At 71.7% G+C, this 19,173-nt stretch carries 10 protein-coding genes; 7 read left to right on the top strand and 3 right to left on the bottom strand.

Translation table 11 applies throughout. From position 1 onward, the window contains the following. Positions 1-30: 30 nt before the first annotated feature. Both DFJ66_RS41250 and DFJ66_RS41255 read right to left on the bottom strand, forming a co-directional pair. Positions 31-5,790, bottom strand: a complete 5,760-nt coding sequence (locus DFJ66_RS41250; RefSeq protein WP_147459539.1) for a hypothetical protein — start codon at positions 5,788-5,790, stop codon at positions 31-33. A 256-nt stretch (positions 5,791-6,046) separates the two neighbouring features. Further along, positions 6,047-6,874, bottom strand: coding sequence for an SDR family NAD(P)-dependent oxidoreductase (locus tag DFJ66_RS41255; RefSeq protein WP_121230165.1), 828 nt, complete (start codon positions 6,872-6,874; stop codon positions 6,047-6,049). An 85-nt stretch (positions 6,875-6,959) separates the two neighbouring features. Between DFJ66_RS41255 and DFJ66_RS41260 the strand changes: the two genes are divergently transcribed. The 7 genes from DFJ66_RS41260 to DFJ66_RS41290 all read left to right on the top strand — a co-directional run bounded on the left by DFJ66_RS41260 (position 6,960) and on the right by DFJ66_RS41290 (position 18,155). Next, on the top strand, positions 6,960-7,565 hold the full coding sequence (locus DFJ66_RS41260) for a TetR/AcrR family transcriptional regulator (RefSeq protein WP_121230167.1): 606 nt from the start codon (positions 6,960-6,962) through the stop codon (positions 7,563-7,565). A 262-nt stretch (positions 7,566-7,827) separates the two neighbouring features. Continuing rightward, positions 7,828-9,594: a GMC oxidoreductase gene (locus DFJ66_RS41265; RefSeq protein WP_121230169.1), complete on the top strand. Its 1,767-nt coding sequence runs from the start codon at positions 7,828-7,830 to the stop codon at positions 9,592-9,594. A 417-nt stretch (positions 9,595-10,011) separates the two neighbouring features. Continuing rightward, entirely contained in the window at positions 10,012-13,677 is a 3,666-nt protein-coding gene (locus DFJ66_RS41270; protein WP_246030133.1) for a nitrate reductase subunit alpha, read from the top strand. Next, a complete protein-coding gene (gene narH, locus DFJ66_RS41275; protein ID WP_121230173.1) occupies positions 13,677-15,308 on the top strand; it encodes a nitrate reductase subunit beta in 1,632 nt (543 codons plus the stop codon). The genes DFJ66_RS41270 and narH overlap by 1 nt, the downstream gene beginning before the upstream one ends. Further along, on the top strand, positions 15,305-15,943 hold the full coding sequence (gene narJ, locus DFJ66_RS41280; protein ID WP_121230175.1) for a nitrate reductase molybdenum cofactor assembly chaperone: 639 nt from the start codon (positions 15,305-15,307) through the stop codon (positions 15,941-15,943). The genes narH and narJ overlap by 4 nt, the downstream gene beginning before the upstream one ends. Beyond that, complete coding sequence (gene narI, locus DFJ66_RS41285) at positions 15,940-16,665, top strand: respiratory nitrate reductase subunit gamma (protein ID WP_121230177.1); 726 nt, start codon at positions 15,940-15,942, stop codon at positions 16,663-16,665. Before narJ ends, narI begins: the two co-directional genes overlap by 4 nt. Positions 16,666-16,721: 56 nt before the next feature. After that, on the top strand, positions 16,722-18,155 hold the full coding sequence (locus tag DFJ66_RS41290) for an amidase (protein ID WP_121230179.1): 1,434 nt from the start codon (positions 16,722-16,724) through the stop codon (positions 18,153-18,155). Positions 18,156-18,288: 133 nt separating this feature from the next. On the opposite strand, the gene DFJ66_RS41295 is transcribed toward DFJ66_RS41290, so the two are convergent. Further along, positions 18,289-19,125, bottom strand: a complete 837-nt coding sequence (locus tag DFJ66_RS41295; RefSeq protein WP_121230181.1) for an NmrA family NAD(P)-binding protein — start codon at positions 19,123-19,125, stop codon at positions 18,289-18,291. Positions 19,126-19,173: the final 48 nt, after the last annotated feature.

The following is a 19,173-nucleotide window of genomic DNA, read 5'->3' on the forward strand; positions in this document are numbered from 1 at the left end:
AGGACGGCCGTGACGAGCAGCGGAAACCCCTTAACAGCCAGGGTCCGGCCCCCCGTTCTTGTCGAACGGACTGTACTTGAACGCCGTGGCCAGGTCGATCAACGGCCGGTCCTTCTCCTCCAGGCCCGGGTCCAGGATGCTGAACACCAGCTTGTGGTCCGCTTTGGACGGTGTGTAGACGAACCCGGACAGCGTCCCGTTCGGCTCGACGTCCCGCAGGTGCCGCGGCACCCGCTCGAGGTCGAAGTCGGTGATCTCCAGGTCGCCGATCTTGAGCACGAGCCGCGCGACCGGCCCGTACTCCTGGTCGTACAGGTGCGTCCGCACGGTCCGGCGGGTGGTCGCCGGGTCGAGCAGCACCCGGTTCTCGTAGAACGCCGGGATGGAAGGGTCGTCGAACTTGAGGACCTTGATCTGCAGGTCCACGTCCACGTTCATCTCGATGCCGTCCATGCCGATGCCGAACTCGCGGTAGTCGCCGTCCACGCCGAAGGCCAGGTACTGCTCGCCGGGCCGCACCTGGAACGTGGTGAACGCGTCGGCGTGCAGGTAGACCGTCCCGATCTCCAGCCGGTTCACCTGCACGTGCCCGCCCAGGTGCAGCGCCGCCACGTCGACGCCGCAGATCGGGATCTTCAGCGCCGGGTCGGGGATGGTGATCCGGTCGGTGCGCAGGGAGAACGCGCCGCCGAGCAGGATCGACGCGGCGGCGGGCGTGGAGGTGACCGTGGTGTCGAAGCTGCCGGTCTCGACGTTCTGCACGACCTGGGTGCCCACCTTCGTCCCGGCCCCGACGAGCTTCAGGTACGCGTCGTGCAGCTGGAGGTGCACCGGTTTGGCGTCGATGCCCAGGCTGCCCCGGACGAACGCCTCGACGCCCAGCCCGGCCGCCGGCGCGTCCACGGTGATCATCGGCACCTTCAGCGCGGTCCCGCTGGAGTCGGTGCCCTTGATCCCCACGGTCACGCAGTTGTCGCCCGCGCACGCCGGGATGTTGGTGACCGACGCCCGCGCGGACGCGGGCTGACCGGCGAACCGGGCCGTCACGTTGGCGTCCACCAGGATGATCGGCGAGGACGCCTCGACCCGCACGGTCGAGTCCTTGCCGAAGCTGCCGGCGACCTTCATCCGCGCGGGCACGCCGAACACGTCCAGTTCGCCCGCCAGGTTCCCGTGCTCGGTGGTGGTGCGCGCCTCGGCCTTCAACGCCAGCGTCTCGGCCGCGTCGGAGCTGTCGTACGCGACCTCCAGGGTGCTCGGCTTGGCCGGGTCCAGGCTCTCGTCGAACCCGAACGGCCCGATGTGCAGGTCGAACGGCGAGGGCAGGCCGCTGAGCACCGCCTGCGCCGCCGCGTGCGGCATCTGCGCGAACAGGTCGTCCAGGGCGACGTACGCGGTGAGGTCGACCCCGGCCGGCGGGCGGTAGCCCACGACGTCGACCTTCTGGTTCTTGATGTCCACGTCGACCCTCGTGGGCAGGCCGGGCAGGTTCACCGTCCCGACCGCGCCGAAGCACTTGCCGAACACCGCGCACAGCGGCGTGTCGTCGCGGGCGCAGCCGGTGCCGCCGGCGCACCCCTTGGCCTCCAGTGCGACGCCGTGCGGGTAGAACGGCACGCCGCCCACGGCGTCGATCGCCGCCACCTTGCCGATGCGGGCGTGCGCCGCCAGCCCGACCGGGCGGTCGGTCTCGTAGTGGAACTTCTCGCCGCTGTAGTCGATCAGCAGGTGGCTGGGCAGGCTCACCCGGCCGAACCCGGAGAAGCGGGTGTCGTCCGCGCCACCGGCGGCGAGCACCACGTCACCGTCGAAGGCGAAGACCCCGTTGCCCGACCGCATGTCGAACGCCAGTCCGCTGTCCTTTTTGGACACCGAGACGGCGGAGAGGCCGTCCACCGAGGCGCTCGCGTCGAGGTCGCCGGTGAGCTGCCGGTAGTGCGCCGCCACGTGCTGGCCGACCGGGGCGGTCGCGCCCGGGTGGTTGGTCACGGCGAACCTGGCCCCGCCCACCGGTCCGGTCACGCCCCGGAAGTCCAGGGCGCCACCCGACCAGGTGGCCTTCAGCTGCGTGGGCACGCCGGTCGCCTGCGCGAACACCTGGTGCTCGCGCCCCTGGAACGGGACGCCCGCGGCGGCGAAGGTCAAGGACCCCAACGGGTCCGACAGCGTGGAGGTGAACGTGCCGCCGGGCACGTCGGCCCGCACGTCGATGTCCTTGGGCACCCCGGTCGCCGAAGCGGACAGGTAGCCCCTGCTCACGCCCGACAGCGCGGCGGTGATCTCGTCGATGCCCGCGGAGTTGTGCACGCCCAGCGTGGTCACCGCGTCGAAGGTGCCGACGACGTGGACGGTCGCGGGCAGCTTCGCGATGGTGGCCCGCCCGCGCAGCGTGCCGTAGGCGGTCGGGGTGACGGCTTCGGCGTCCACCCGCAGGGTGCCCAGCGGGGCGGACGCCCGGTAGCCGACGTCCACGCGGGCCGGGGCACCCTCCACGGTGATCGGACCCACGGTCAGGTCCAGCCCCGCCGGCAGGCCGTCGAGCCGGACCAGGCCCTCCAGCCGGGGCAGGCCCGGCAGCAGGCCGTCCACCTCCAGGTACGCGGTCAGCGGCGCGCCGGCGGGCTGGCTGTAGCCGGTGAACTCGACCTGCTTCGCGGTCAGGTTCAGCGCCAGCGACGTGGGCAGGCCGGGCAGGCGCACGGTGCCGGCCAGGCCGAGGCAGCGGGCGAACAGCGTGCACAGCGGCGTGTCGTCGCGGGTGCAGCCCTGGCCGTCATCACAACCCCGGACGCGCACCGCCGCGCCGTTGTCGAACAGTGGTGCGCCCAGGCCCTCCAGCGCCTTGACCTTGCCGACGCGCACCTCGGCCGCCAAGCCGATGGACTTGTCACCGGTGTAGGTCAGCTTGCCGTCGGCGAGGTCCTGCACCAGTTCCAGCCGCGTCGGCAGGTTGTCGATCCGCGCGGTCAGCGCCAGGCGGGTGTCGTCCACGCCGTTCGCCGCCAGCACCACGTCGGCGTCGGCGAACACCGGTTGGCCGCCGGTGTCGGAGTCCAGCCGGGTGACCTGCCTGGCCGCGCCGCGCGAGTACTCGGCGTGCGAGAGGTTGCGCACCAGGACGCTGCCGTCGAAGTCGCCGGTGGCCTGCCGGTAGTGCACCGACACGTGCTGACCCGCCGGTGCGGTGGCGCCCGCGTGGTTGGTCACCGCGAACCGGGCCGAGCCCAGCGGACCCGACAGGCCCCGGAAGCGCATCGTGCCATCGGTGAAGTCGGCGTCGAACCGGGCGGGAACGCCGGTCAGCTCGGCGATCGCGACAGTGTCCCGGCCGGCGAACGGCGTGCGGGCGACCGCGGCGATGCCGCCGAGCGGGGCCGACAGCGTGCCGTCCAGGTGCCGGGCGGGCAGGTCGACCAGGACGTCCACCTCGGTCGGGACGTCCGTGGCGGCCGTGGACAGGTAGTGGTGGGCGTTGGGGTCGAGGGCTTCCACGCCCTGCGGGCTGGCGAACAGCTCCACGCGCGGCACGGCGCTGGACGCCTTGTACCGCACGCGCGGGCGGTCCCCGAGGTCGTAGTTCACGTCCACGGACGCCGGGACCCCGTCCACCGCCGCCACGGCGCTCGGCCCGGTCGCGGTGTCCACGTAGGCGGCCCGCACCCGCCGCACGACGCTGCTCGCCCGGAAGGCGACCTTCCGCTGGGCGGTGTCGAGGTCGAACGACAGCGTGGCGGGCAGGTTGGACACGTCCAGGCGGCCCTTCTGGTGGCCGTCGATGTTGCCGGCGCCCACGAACGCCTGTCCGCCGGGGGAGAACTCGGTCGTGCCGCGCGGGTGGTCGCCGAAGAAGACGTCGATCTTCTTCAGGCCCGTGACGCGGGCGCTCACGCCGAGCCGACCGCCGTCGAGCACGAGGGTGGCGTGGTCACCGGTCAGCGGGGCGAACGCGCCTTGGCTCCGGGACAGGAACACCTCGGCGGAGCCCAACGCCTCGGCCGCGTCGAACAGCACGTGCCGCCCGGGGAGGTCGACGTCCACCGTGGCGACGGTCGGGAGGTCGCGCAACGCGCCGCGCAGCACGATGGCGGGGTCGCGGTCGAGCACCGCGATGTCCAACGCGCTGAGCGGGCTCGCGGCCCCGTAGTCGAGCTTCACCTTGTCCTGCGCGGAGGTCAGGACCGCGTTCCACCGCGTCGGCACGGCCTTGGCGCTCGCCTGCACGGCGCGGCTCAGGTCGCGTCCGGTGTAGACGTAGTCGGCGAAGAACACGTCGTCGATCGTCGAGTCGGCCATGTACTGGACGGTGGCCTGCGCGCCGCCCACCGGCCGGGTCAGCGCTGCCGACACGGAGGTGGGCAGCAGGTCGACCTTGAGCTGGTCGAACCGGTTGGCCGTGGCGCTGTTGGACAGCACCTGGGTGTCGAGGTGGGTGCGTTCGCTGCTGGTGGAGTCGACCGCGGCCTTCTGGTCCCGGTCGGCGGCGCCGGGGTCGATGAAGGCGTGCGCGGTGAACAGGTTGGGGACGGGGGAGAAGCGGGCGCTGGCCACGGTCGGGTCCACCGCTTCGCCCTTGTCGGTCTCGGCGACGTTCGCGAGCCCGGCGGTGACCGCCATCGACTCGCCCGCGCCGACCTGGAGCACGGTGGCCTTGATGTCGAAGATCCCGCGCACGGCCTGGATCGGGGCGAACGTGTAGAGGCCCAGTGCGGCGGTCGGCAGGCTGGAGCCGCGCCGCAGGCCGTCGAAGCCGACCGAGATCCGCTTGTGGGTGGGCAGGTCGTAGACGGCCCAGACGTGGGCGGGCAGGTCGGCGCCGGCGTGCTCGCTGGTGGGCAGGCGCACCGACAGCACGGCCAAGCCCGCGTGGACCAGGTTCAGCAGCGCTTCCAGCTTCTGGCGCAGCAGGCCGTCGAGGGACGCCAGGAGCTTCTCCAGTTCCAGCTTCTCGATGAGCAGCTCGGGGTGCAGGATCACGTTGAGCGGGTCCTTGAGCAGGTCGAGGACCACGTTGAGCCGGGCCGTCGCGTCGGCGATCTGCCGTTCCACGTCGAGGACTTCGCGCGAGGCCCCGACGATGTCGCCGACCGCGGCGGCGGGCACCAGGTCGGCCAGGACGTCCGGCGTGCGGTCACCGGTGACGTCAACGACCGCCGGGACGGCCAGCGGGAGGGTCAGCGAGCAGGAGACGGCCTTGGTGCGGGACTCCGAGCAGATCCGGTAGGTGATCCGCGGGATGCCGTCCGGGAGTTGTTGCAGCAACGCCAACGGGTCGACCGGCAGCGGCGGCGGGAGGTTGCCGGACGTCAGCGCGTCGAGCAGTTCCCGCAGGGTCGCCTTGCGCGAGGGATCGACCAGCTGGGCCGAGGAGACCTGCGGTTGCAGCTTGGCGGCGTCGAGGTCGGGTGTGCCGTCCGGCGCGAGCCTGCCCGCGCGGCCCAGGGTGGCCAGGGCGTCGGCGGTGGTGGCGTCGACCAGTTCCCGGGCGGGGTGGGTCGGCAGGTCGAGCGCGGTGGGCCGCACCGGCGGTTCGGGCGTGATGGGCCGGCGTTCGACGGGGACGTGCGCGTCGGGACCGGGGTCCACCTCGGGCAACGGTGCCAACGGTTGGGCCCGGGACGGCTCGCGCGCCACGTCCGGCGCACCGTCCGGCCCGGGGTCCAGCGGTTGGACGTCCCGGGGCGGCGGGATCGGTGCGGACTCGGCGGCGGCGACCGGGTCTTGAGCCGGCTGTGCTGCCGGTGGCACGGGATCGGGCTGGGGCTGGGCGACCGCGGGCACGGCCGTCGTCATCCCCGCTCCGAGTGCCGCGGCCACCGCGAAGACCAGCAACGTCGATCTGATCCGGAACTGGCCGGTGGTGAAAAGCGCATGCCGAAGACGTGCCACTGCAACCCCCCAAGTCGATGCACAGTGACCGGAGGAGCCCCAATTCCCCCGTCCGCACGAACCCACCACAGAACACCCGTGCCGTCAACCCGCTTCCGCCATGTGGCCCAGCGGTGCCGGCGAAGTCCACTGTGGACTGTCGGGGTGGCCCTGCCGGGGCCTACCGCGGCGGTCCGGCGGGAGCGTCGGCCCGGCGGGCGGCGAGGGCGGCGGCGGCTTCGCCGAGCATGCGGCCGTTCGCCCTGATCGACACCCGGCGCGGGGTGAGCCGGGCGACGGTGCGCAGGCGGCGGTCGGGCACGATCGCGGCGCGCCCGGAGAGCAGCGCGTGGACGGTCTGCCGGATCGCGGTGGCCACGGGGAGGGGCCGGATCGGCAGGCGGGCGCGGTCCAGGCCGAAGCGGTCGATGATCGGGGTGTCGACGTTGCCGGGGAGCATGACGGTGACGTCCACGCCGGCCGGCCGCAGTTCGTGGTGCAGCGCCTCGCCGAGGTTGCGGACGTAGGACTTGGCCGCGCTCTCGTGCGCCATGTTCGGCAGTCCGTGCACCGCGCCGAGCGCGGAGACCAGCACCATGGCGCCGCGACCGCGTTCGACGAACCGGCGGCCGAAGCCGTGCGCGAGGTCGAGGTGGGTCGTGGTGTTGAGGACGAGCCGGCGGTGCAGGTCGGGGAGGTCCTGGTCGAGGAACCGGCCGGGGTGCCCGCCGCCGGCGTTGGACACCAGCAGTCCGACGTCCAGGTCCGCCGACGCGGCGAGCAGGTCGGTGGCGCCGTTCGCGCGGCCGAGGTCGACGGTGACGACGCGGTGCTCGACCCCGTGGGCCCGGGTGAGGGTCCGGCCCAGGTCCTCCAGCCGGTCGGTGGAGCGCGCGGCCAGGAGGACGTTGAGCCCGTCCGCGGCACAGCGCTCGGCGAAGGCCTGGCCGATGCCGGACGAAGCCCCGGTGACGACGGCCCAGGGCCCGTAGGCGGATAAACCGGTCATGATCCGCACCTCCAGATGTGAGTTAGTTGACTGACTAACTGCCACGCTAGCAGCCCGGCCCGCGAACGCCTAGGGTGTGAGTGGGATGACTGACTCACCAGGCGGGAAGCGCGGTGGCAAGCGCGAACGGCTCGTCGCCGGCGCGGCCGAGTTGGTGCACCGCAAGGGCGTCGCGGCGACCTCGCTCGCCGACATCGCCCAGGCCTCGGGCGTCCCGGTCGGGAACGTCTACTACTACTTCAAGACGAAGGACGACCTGCTCCGGGCCGTGATCGAGGCGCAGGTCGACCAGGTCGAGGCCCTGCTGACGGGGTTGGCGGACCTGCCGGGACCGGCGGAGCGGCTCAAGGCCCTGGTGGGGCAGTGGGAGCGGATGCGGGACGTCGTCGCCCGGTACGGCTGCCCGTTCGGCACGCTCGCCGCCGACCTCGACCGGCGCGACGACGGCCTGGACGTCGAGGCGGCCGGACCGATCCGACGCATCCTGGACTGGGCGGAGGACCAGCTCCGCGCCCTCGGCGCGCAGGACGCGCGAGAACTGGCCACGACCCTGTTCGCCGGCATCCAGGGCGGCGCGCTGCTGGCCGGCGCGCTGCGCGACCCGGAGGTCATGTCCACCCAGGTCCGGCACCTGCGGCAGTGGATCGACACCCTCGCCCGCTCGCGCGGTCGGACGTCACCGAACGGGTAGCTGTGGTTCGCTGGTCCAGGCGTGGGCGGGGCGTGATGCGCTGGTGGCGGGTTCCGCGGCCGCTCGATCCGGACCACCACCGCGGCCGGGGTGGCGGTGGGGTGCCGGCGGGGAGCGCTGGGACGGTCGGCCGGGCGGATGTGTTGGTCGCACTTCCACGCCGCCACCCGTCGACGTGATTACCGGCCGGTACCGGGCTTTCGCCGCGCGCGGTCCTGGGGAGCCTGGTACTCGTGGATGCCGACTGCGAAGGCGGTGTCCCATGTTCGTCGTTCGCTTCCACACGAACGAGTTCGTGCCGGATGACGTGGTCGCGTTGCGCAGCGGCGTCGACGGGTGGACCGTCGACGTGCCCGGCGTGTACGAGGACGGCGCCTGGACCTTCCGGCTCGACGAGGCCCGGTACGGGCCGCTGCTGGAGTTCAAGTTCGTGCTGGACGGCACGACGTGGATGGACGGCCCCAACCTCGTCGCGCAGCCGACCGCCGGCGGGGTGCGGGACTTCGCCGACGAGGTCGCGTTCACCCCGCTGCCCGCGGTCGTGGTCGAGAACGGCGAGGTGCAGCAGCGGTTCTTCCGGCCCGACCACGACGGGCAGCGGGTGTACGACGTGATCGTGGTGGGGTCCGGCATCGGTGGCGGGCTGCTCGCCGACCAGCTCTCCGACGCGGGCGCGGACGTGCTGGTGCTGGAGGCGGGTTCCCTGTTGTTCCCCACCCACGTGGCGAACCTGCCGCGCCGGCTGCGGGTCGGGAAGTTCGACAAGCACGTGTGGGGGCTGTTCCAGGACTTCGGCGTCCGGAACTACGCCAACGTCGACGGCTCGGACTTCCGGGGCGCCCAGGCGTTCAACCTCGGCGGCCGGTCGGTGTTCTGGGGTGGGCTGATCCCGCGGATGGGCGCCTGGGAGTTGAGCGGGTGGCCGGCGGCCGTGCGCGAGTACCTGCTGACCACCGGGTACCGGGTGGCCGAGGACGCGCTCAACCGCAGCACCCCGATCGGCTCGACCTACCAGGAGGAGGCCAAGCGGGCGCTGACCCGCCTGCTGCCGGACTTCGACCACCTCGACGCCCCGGTCGCGGTGCAGTACCGGGGCTACACGACGTTGTCGATCCCGGCGGGCATGTTCTCCACCGCGGACCTGCTCAGCGAGGACCGGCTGGTCGTCGACCCCGGGCGGAGCGTGCCGACGATCAACCTCAACCACGCCGTGCAGCGCGTGCTCACCCGGGACGGCCGGGCGGTCGGCGTCAGCGCCTACGACCTGCTTGCGCGCAAGCAGCGGGAGTACCGCGCCGACACCGTCGTGCTCTGCGCGGGGACCATCGAGTCGGCCAAGATCGCGCTGCTGTCCGGGTTGACCGACCCGACCGGCCTGATCGGGCGCGGGATCACCGACCACCCGATCTGGTACACCCACTTCTCGCTGCCCGCCGGCTCCCCGCACGCGGCCGTCGACGCGTCGGCGAAGCTCTGGTCGCGGCACCGGGGCACCACCGTCGACCTGCACCCGTACAACGTGGTGCTGGAACTGGGCGCGGACTTCAACCAGGGCCGTTACGTCGACCCGGACAACCTCGCGCGCCATCGGCAGCGGAAAGCCGACTCGACCCTGGGCGAGATCGTGTTCCTGTTCAACGCCCCGCTCGTGGCGACCAACGAGGTGCGGGTCGTGGGTCCGCCGGCCGTGCCGGTGCAGGTCGTCGTCCGGCCGTGCCCCTTGGCGCCGGCACTGGTGGCGGAGGTGCGGGACATCGCGGCCACCGTGCTGGAGGGGATCGGGGCCGAACCGATCACCGGCGAGACGCTGGACCTCACCCGGGCCGACCTCGGCGGTGTCGCGCACGAGGTCGGCACGCTGCGGATGGGCGAGGACGGCGGCGGGGTGGTCGACGCCGACCTGAAGTTCCTCGCCTACGAGAACCTGTACGCCTGCGACAACTCGGTGCTGCCCAGCTCGCCGGCCGCCAACCCGACCCTCACCCTGGCCGCGTTGAGCCTGCGACTCGCCCGCCACCTCACCACCTGACGACGTTTCCGCATTCCCGCGATGTGGACGTCTCCCGCGATAAGACCGGTCGCCCGCCGTGCAGGAATTCGACTTCCGCAAATGCCCGGTGGCGGTCCGGGCCGGCCGGTGACACGGGTCCGCGATGTGACCCGGATGTTAAAGATAGGTGTGAACCTGCCGAGCCGTCACCGCCGTCCGCGCCGCCACGAACCGCGTCGCCGCAGGTGAAGTCCTGCGTTTCGATCAAGGAACCGCACCGCGCAAGAGGGTGACTGTAAACGTGGCGTTACTTCCCGCTCACCACCGCCGGCGCGATAAAGTGCGAATTCAACCGCATTCTTGTCGTCCCCACCACGGCGTCCTAGGGTGAGCCCGCACGGTCATTGACGACCGCTGTCGATTTAGCGATTCACTATTACCTCGGAGGTGATCGCCGTGTCGAATTCCGATTCCGAGATCGGCGACTCGCTGCTGCGCCTGGCCCGGCACTTCCAGCGAGGTGAGACCTCCGCGGACGGGCGGACGCTGCACCAGATCGGTGGGCGCGGTGCCGACGTCTTCTACCGGGACCGGTGGGCCTACGACAAGGTCGTGCGGTCCACCCACGGCGTGAACTGCACCGGCTCCTGCTCCTGGAAGGTCTACGTCAAGGACGGCGTGATCACCTGGGAGGCGCAGCAGACCGACTACCCGTCGATCGGCCCGGACAAGCCGGAGTACGAGCCGCGCGGCTGCCCGCGGGGCGCCTCCTTCTCCTGGTACACCTACTCGCCCGCCCGGGTCCGCTACCCGTACGTGCGCGGCGTGCTGCTGGAGTACTACCGGGAGGCCAAGGAGCGGCTCAAGGACCCGGTGCTCGCGTGGGCCGACATCGTCGAGGACCCCGAGAAGTCCCGCCGGTACAAGGCCGCGCGCGGCATGGGCGGGTTCGTGCGGGCCGAGTGGTGGGAGGCCGCCGAGATGGTCGCCGCCGCCCACGTGCACACCATCAAGCGGTACGGCCCGGACCGGGTCGCCGGGTTCTCGCCCATCCCGGCGATGTCGATGGTCAGCCACGCGGCCGGGGCGCGGTTCGTGTCGCTGGTCGGCGGCTCGATGCTGAGCTTCTACGACTGGTACGCCGACCTGCCGGTGGCCAGCCCGCAGGTGTTCGGCGACCAGACCGACGTGCCCGAGTCGGCGGACTGGTTCGACGCCGGTTACCTGATCATGTGGGGCTCCAACGTCCCGGTCACCCGCACCCCGGACGCGCACTACATGACCGAGGCGCGCTACCGGGGCCAGAAGGTCGTCGTGGTGTCCCCGGACTACGCCGACAACACCAAGTTCGCCGACGAGTGGCTGCCCGCCCGGCCGGGCACCGACGCCGCGCTGGCCATGTCGATGGGGCACGTGATCCTGCGGGAGTTCTTCGTCGAGAAGACCACCCCGTACTTCACCGACTACGTCAAGCGCTACACCGACCTGCCGTTCCTGGTCACCCTGACCGAGACCGACGACGGTTTCGTGCCGGGCAAGTTCCTCACCGCCGCCGACCTCGGCGACCTCGGCGAGGGCGCGGAGTCCAAGACCGTCCTGCTCGACGCCCACGGCACACCGGTGGTGCCGCCCGGGTCGCTCGGGCACCGGTTCACCGACTCCGGCCAGGGCTCCTGGAACCTCGACCTCGGCGAGGTCGACCCGCTGCTGTCGGTCGGCGGCGACGACCCGGTCACCGTCGCGCTGCCCCGGTTCGACACCGCCGAGCCGGGCGTGCTGCGCCGGGGCGTGCCGACGCGGATCGTCGCGGGCCGCCGGGTGACCACGGTGTTCGACCTGCTGCTGGCCCAGTACGGCGTGCGCCGGGGCGACCTGCCCGGCGAGTGGCCCACCGGCTACGACGACGCCTCCCAGCCCTACACCCCGGCCTGGCAGGAGGCGATCACGGGCGTGCCCGCCGCCAAGGCCGAGAAGATCGGCCGGGAGTTCGCCGACAACGCCGAGCGCTCCCAGGGCCGGTCCATGATCCTCATGGGCGCGGGCACCAACCACTGGTTCCACTCCGACCAGATCTACCGCTCGTTCCTGGCGCTGACCATGCTCACCGGCTGCCAGGGCGTCAACGGCGGCGGCTGGGCGCACTACGTGGGCCAGGAGAAGTGCCGCCCGATCACCGGGTGGGCGACGCTGGCGTTCGGCCTGGACTGGCAGCGCCCGCCGCGCCAGATGCAGGGCACGATCTTCTGGTACCTGGCCACCGACCAGTGGCGCTACGACCCGTTCACCTCGGACGTGATGTCCTCGCCGCTGGCCAGTGGCCGCTTCGCCGGCCGCACCGCCGCCGACAACATCGCGCTGGCGTCCCGGCTGGGGTGGATGCCCAGCTACCCGACGTTCAACCGCAACCCGCTGGACCTGGCCGACGAGGCCGAGCGGCTGGGCAAGTCCGCCGCCGACCACGTCGTGGACGGGCTGAAGTCCGGGCACCTGCGGTTCGCCTGCGAGGACCCCGACGCCCCGGAGAACTTCCCGCGCGTGCTCACGGTCTGGCGGGCCAACCTGCTGGGTTCGTCGGCCAAGGGCAACGAGTACTTCCTCAAGCACCTGCTGGGCACCGACACGAACCTGCGCGCCCGCGACGCGGACGGTGTGCGCCCGCAGGAGGTGACCTGGCGCGAGGAAGCACCGGTCGGCAAGCTGGACCTGTTGCTGTCGCTGGACTTCCGGATGACGTCGACAACGCTCTTCTCCGACATCGTGCTCCCGGCGGCGACCTGGTACGAGAAGCACGACCTGTCCTCCACCGACATGCACCCCTACGTGCACGCCTTCTCGCCCGCGATCTCGCCGCCGTGGGAGACCAAGACCGACTTCGAGGCGTTCCACCGCATCGCGCGCGGGTTCTCGTGGCTGGCCGAGAAGCACCTGGGCAAGCGCAAGGACATCGTGGCCGTGGCGCTCACCCACGACACCGTGGACGCCACCGCCCAGCCCGGCGGGCGGGTGCTGGACTGGAAGACCGGCGAGTGCGAGCCGATCCCCGGCAAGACCATGCCGCGCCTGGTCGTCGTGGAACGCGACTACCCGGCGGTGGGGGAGAAGATGGCCGCCCTCGGGCCGCTGGTGGAGAAGGTGGGCCTGACCACCAAGGGCGTCACCGTGCACCCGGACGAGGAGGTCGAGTACCTCAAGGGCGCCAACGGGACCATAGCCACCGGTGTGGCCGCCGGCCGCCCGTCGCTGGCCAAGGACACCCACGCCGCCGAGGCGATCCTGGCGCTGTCCGGTACGACCAACGGCCGCCTGGCCACCGAGGGCTTCCGCGCCCTGGAACGGCGTACCGGCACCAAGCTCGCCGACCTGGCCGCCGAGAGCGAGGGCAAGCGGATCACCTTCCCCGACACGCAGGCCCGGCCGGTGCCGGTGATCACCTCGCCGGAGTGGTCGGGCAGCGAGACCGGCGGCCGGCGGTACTCGCCGTTCACCATCAACACCGAACGCCTCAAGCCGTGGCACACGCTCACCGGCCGCCAGCACTTCTTCCTCGACCACGACTGGATGTTCGAGCTGGGCGAGCAGCTGCCGGTCTTCCGGCCACCGCTGGACATGACCGCGCTGTTCGACGAGCCGGCCGTGGGTGCCCTGAACGGTGGGGCACTGGAGGGTGGTGTGACCGTCCGGTACCTGACCCCGCACTCGAAGTGGTCGATCCACTCGGCCTACCAGGACAACCTGCACATGCTCACCCTGTCCCGGGGCGGGCAGGCGATCTGGATGTCCGACCGGGACGCCGCGAAGATCGGCGTCAAGGACAACGACTGGATCGAAGCGGTCAACCGCAACGGGATCGTGGTGGCCCGCGCGATCGTCTCCCACCGGATGCCCGAGGGCACGGTGTTCATGTACCACGCGCAGGACAAGGCGGTCGGCGTGCCGCGCACCGAGTCGACCGGCAAGCGCGGCGGCATCCACAACGCGCTGACCCGGCTGATGATCAAGCCGTCGCACCTCATCGGCGGCTACGCCCAGCAGTCCTTCGCGCTCAACTACCACGGCCCCACGGGCAACCAGCGCGACGAGGTCACGACCATTCGCCGCCGCAGCCAGGAGGTGCAGTACTGATGCGCGTGATGGCACAGCTCGCAATGGTGATGAACCTGGACAAGTGCATCGGCTGCCACACGTGCAGCGTCACCTGCAAGCAGGCGTGGACCAACCGCGGCGGCGTCGAGTACGCGTGGTTCAACAACGTCGAGACCCGGCCCGGCCAGGGCTACCCGCGCCAGTACCAGGACCAGGAGAAGTGGAAGGGCGGCTGGGAGCTCAACAAGCGCGGCAAGCTCACCCTGCGCACCGGCTCGCGGCTCAAGCGGCTGCTGAACATCTTCGCCAACCCGGACCTGCCCTCGGTCGCGGACTACTACGAGCCGTGGACCTACGACTACCAGAACCTGCTGTCCGCCCCGCCCTCCGACACCACCCCCACGGCCAAGCCGAAGTCGTCGATCACCGGCGAGGACATGAAGGTCACGTGGGGCGCCAACTGGGACGACGACCTGGGCGGCGGTCCCGAGCAGATCGGCCGGGACCCGTTGCTGGGCAAGCTCTCCGAGCAGGTCAAGCTGGAGTTCGAGCAGACGTTCATGTTCTACCTGCCGCGCATCTGCGAGCACTGCCTCAACCCCTCCTGCGCGGCCTCCTGCCCGTCCGGCGCGATCTACAAGCGCGCCGAGGACGGCATCGTGCTGGTCGACCAGGACAAGTGCCGCGGCTGGCGGCAGTGCGTCACGGGCTGCCCGTACAAGAAGATCTACTTCAACCACAAGACGGGCAAGGCGGAGAAGTGCACGTTCTGCTACCCGCGGGTCGAGGTGGGCATCCCCACGGTGTGCTCGGAGACGTGCGTGGGCCGGCTGCGCTACATCGGCGTGCTGCTCTACGACGCGGACAAGGTCGGCGAGGCCGCGTCGGTCCGTGACGACAAGGACCTCTACCCGGCGCAGCTGGGCGTGTTCCTCAACCCGCACGACCCGCGGGTGGTGGCCGAGGCCGAGCGAGCCGGGATTTCCCCGGAGTGGATCGAGGCCGCGCAGAACTCGCCGGTGTACCGGCTGATCGTGGACTACCAGCTCGCGCTGCCGCTGCACCCGGAGTACCGCACGATGCCGATGGTCTGGTACGTGCCGCCGCTGTCGCCCGTGGTCGACGTGCTGAGCGAGACGGGCCACGACGGCGAGGAGGTGGGCAACCTGTTCGGCGCGATCGACGCGTTGCGCATCCCCGTGGAGTACCTGGCGGAGCTGTTCACCGCCGGTGACGTGGGGCCGGTGCGGGCGTCGTTGCAGCGGCTGGCGGCGATGCGCGCCCACATGCGCAAGGTCAACCTCGGCGAGGACGTGGACGACTCGATCGCCGCGTCCGTGCGGCTCGCGCCCGGCGAGATCGAGTCCATGTACCGGCTGCTGGCCATCGCCAAGTACGAGGACCGGTACGTCATCCCGGGCGGGGCGACCTCCGACGCGCACCGGCTGGAGGCCATCGCCACCGGGTGCAGCCTGGACGACGACGGCGGTCCCGGCATGACCGCGTTCGACGTGATGGCCGAGAAGTTCCAGCTGGTCGACACCAACGGCGCGGCCCCGGCCGACAAGTCCCGGCGGATCAACCTGCTGGACTGGGACGGCGTCACCACCGAGGGCATGTTCCCGGCCGCGGGCAACGGCGCCGCGCACGAGCCCGAGGCGATCGGATGAGAGCGGCCTCGTCGGAAAGGGACACCCGGCTGGTGTGGCGGATCGCCGCGCTCCTGATCGACTACCCGACCGAGGCGGTGCTGTCGATGCTGCCGGACCTCCGCGCGGCGGCGGCGTCCGTGCCCTCGCCCGCGCTCGTGTCGTTCATCGACCACGCCCTCGCGCTGCCCGGCGGCACGCTCGCCCAGCACTACGTCGAGACCTTCGACCTGCGTCGGCGCAACTGCCTGCACCTGTCGTACTACGCCTACGGCGACACCCGGAAGCGCGGCATGGCGTTGCTGCGCTTCAAGCACGCCTACCGCGCGGCCGGTGTCGAGCTGGGCGAGCACGAACTGCCCGACCACCTGTCGGTGGTGCTGGAGTTCGCCGCGACCACCGACCCCGACGCCGGGCGTCGGCTGCTGGTCGAGCACCGCCCGGTGCTGGAGCTGATCCGGTTGTCCTTGGAGGACAGCGGTTCGCCGTACCTGCCGGTGCTGGACGCCGTGTGCGGCACGTTGCCCGCTTTGAACGCCGCCGACCGGCGCAAGGTCGCCGCACTGGCCGCCGAGGGACCACCCGAGGAGGACGTGGGCCTGGAGCCCTTCGCGATGGACCCCTCGCTGCACGCCGGATCGGGAGGACGACGATGAGCACGTTGCTGTGGCTGGCCCTGCCCTACATCGCGCTGACCTCGTTCCTGGTCGGGCACGTCTGGCGGTACCGGCACGACCAGTTCGGCTGGACCACCCGGTCCTCCCAGATGCACGAGAGCCGGTTGCTGCGCCTGGGCAGCCCGCTGTTCCACTTCGGACTGCTGGCCGTGATCGGCGGTCACGCGATGGGCCTGCTGGTCCCGAAGAGCTGGACCGAGTTCTTCGGGATCACCGACGAGATGTACCACGTCGTCTCCGTGACGGCGGGCAGCCTGGCGGGCACGGCCACCGTGGCGGGTCTGGTGATCCTGCTGTACCGGCGGTTCACGGTGTCCGCCGTGCGCAAGGCCACCACGCGCGGCGACAAGGTCATGTACGTGCTGCTGGCGGCGGCGATCCTCACGGGGATGGTCAACACCGTGGGGGAGAACCTGATCGGCGGCGGCTACGACTACCGGTCCTCGGTGTCGGAGTGGTTCCGGGGCTTGTTCACGTTCTCCGCGCGGCCGGAGCTGATGGCCGACGCGCCGCTGAGCTTCCAGGTGCACAACGTGATCGTGCTGGTGCTGCTGGGCATCTGGCCGTACACCCGCCTGGTGCACGTGTTCAGCGCACCGCTCGGCTACCTCGTGCGCCCGTACGTCGTCTACCGCAGCCGCGACCCGCAACGCCCCGACGCCAACCGCTACGCCCGTGCCTGGGGTGACCAACACCAGTAATCCTTGCGGATTTCGGGATTTCGTGGCTTCCGAGGCGGGTCTCTAGCGTCGATTTCATGGAATGGAGCTTTCAGTCGGCCGAAGCGCTCATCGCCGCGTTGCGTGCGGGCGCGGTGACTTCGGTCGAGTTGACCGATGAGGCGATCGGCCGCATCGAGCGCGAGGACGACGTGGTCAACGCGATCTGCGTGCCGGACTTCGACCGTGCTCGGGCGGCGGCACAGCGCGCCGACCGGGAACGGGCGCGTGGCGAGGACCGGCCGCTGCTCGGTGTTCCGGTGACCGTCAAGGAGTCCTACGACGTCGCCGGGCTGCCTACGACGTGGGGGATGCCGGCGCACCGGGACTACGTGCCCGCCGAGGACGCGGTGCAGGTGGCGCGACTCAAGGCCGCGGGCGCGGTGGTGCTCGGCAAGACGAACGTGCCGCTGGGCTTGCAGGACATCCAGACCTTCAACGAGCTCTACGGCACCACCACCAACCCGTGGGACCCCGGCCGCACGTCGGGCGGGTCCTCCGGCGGGTCGGCGGCGGCGCTGGCGTGCGGGTTCGGGGCGCTGTCGATCGGCTCCGACCTCGCCGGCTCGCTGCGCACCCCCGCGCACTTCTGCGGCGTCTACGCGCACAAGCCGACGCTCGGGCTGGCGGCCTCCCGCGGCATGACCCCGCCGGGCGAACCGGCGTTGCCGAACGACTTCGACCTCGCCGTCGTCGGCCCGATGGCCCGCACCGCCCGCGACCTCGCGCTCCTGCTCGACGTCATGGCCGGCCCGGACCCGCTGACCCTGGGCGTGGCCCACCGCCTGGCCCTACCGCCCGCCCGCCACCAGCGGCTCCGCGACTTCCGCGTCCTGGTCCTCGACGACCACCCGCTCATCCCGACCGGTTCCGCCGTGCGGGCGGCCGTGCACCGAGTGGCCGCCGCGCTGGTCGACGGCGGCGCTCGGGTCGCATGGCACAGCCCGCTGCTGCCGGACCTGACCGAAGCCGCGACGGTCTACATGCAGCTGCTGATCTCGGGTGCGGTCGCGCGTTTCCCCGTCGGACCGGACCGGCGCGACCCGAGCCCGGACGACCGCAGCCTGGACGCCGTGCGGCTGCGCGCGATGGGGGCCGGCCACCGGGACTGGCTCCAGGCCGACCACCGCCGTCAACTCCACCGGCACGGCTGGCGGCGACTGTTCGCCGAGTTCGACGCGGTGGTGTGCCCGATCACACCGACGCCCGCGTTCCCGCACGACCACCACCCCAACCCGATGGAACGGCGCATCGCCGTCGACGGCGTCGAACACCCGTACTTCGACCAACTCGTCTGGGCCGGCCTGCCCACCATGCCCGGCCTCCCCGCCACCGCCGTCCCGGCGGGCCGGTCGCCGGAGGGCCTGCCGGTCGGAGTGCAACTCGTCGGCCCCATGTCCGAGGACCGGACCCCGCTGCGGCTGGCCGAACTGCTCGAACAGGAGATCGGCGGCTTCCAGCCACCGAGGTAGACGCGCGGACGCGGTGGGCGTGCCGGGGGCTCGCGGGCGGGGGGATCGGCCTCGGTCGGCGTGCCGGTCGTCCACCGCCGCTGGTACCGGGAGCTCCGGTGTGACCGCCGTGCGGTGAGGCGCGGCGGCCCGGTTACCTGAAGGCGGGGGCGTGGTGTGCGGCCCATTCCGCGAACCGGCGGGGTGGGCGGTCGGTGACGTCCTCGACGGTGGTGGTCACGTCGGCCACCTCCGGCGGCACGGTGGCCCACATGTCGAGCATGAACTCGATGCCCTCGCTCGGCCAGCCGTCTGCCGCCCACTGGGCCCGCGCCTGGTCCGGGGTCAGTTCCTCGAAGCGGACCTCACGGCCGAGGGCGGCGCCGATCGCGCGGGTCTTCTCGGCGGGGGTCAGCGCTTCCGGACCGGTGACCGTGTACTTCCGCCCCGCGTGGCCGCCGTCGACCAGCACCGCCGCCACCACGGCCGCCACGTCCGTCTCGTCGGCCGACGCCGTCCGCCTGCCGCCGAACGGTTCCCGGACCACGCCCTCGGTGCGGATCGCGTCGGCCCAGCCCAGCGCGTTGGCCATGAAGTCGATGGGCCACACCGCCGTCCACTCCACCCCGCTCGCCGCGACCGCCCGCTCGACCGGGCCATCACCGGTGCCCAGCACGGTGACCCGCCGCACGCCGGCCGCGATCGCCGACGCCACGATCTCCTCGCCCGTGGTGAGCGGGGCGTTGCCCTCCCCGGCCAGGGTGAGCAGGTGCAGGGCGGTGACCCCGTCCAGCGCGGGTCCGAGGCCGGCGGGGTCGGTCAGGTCGCCGTGCACGACTTCGACGCCGTTCGGCAACCCGGCACCGGCCGGGTTCCTGGTCAACGCCCGCACCCGCACGCCGGCGGCGACGAGCTGGTCGACGATCTTGCGCCCGAGGGTGCCGGTGGCTCCGGTCACGAGGACCACGTCGGTGGGCTTCAGCTGGCTCATGAGCGGAACCCTAGGAGGCATTCAGGTCAGTTCGTGTCCTCGTTGTCC

Source organism: Saccharothrix variisporea, from assembly GCF_003634995.1.
In the GTDB taxonomy this organism is placed as follows: Bacteria; Actinomycetota; Actinomycetes; order Mycobacteriales; family Pseudonocardiaceae; genus Actinosynnema; species Actinosynnema variisporeum.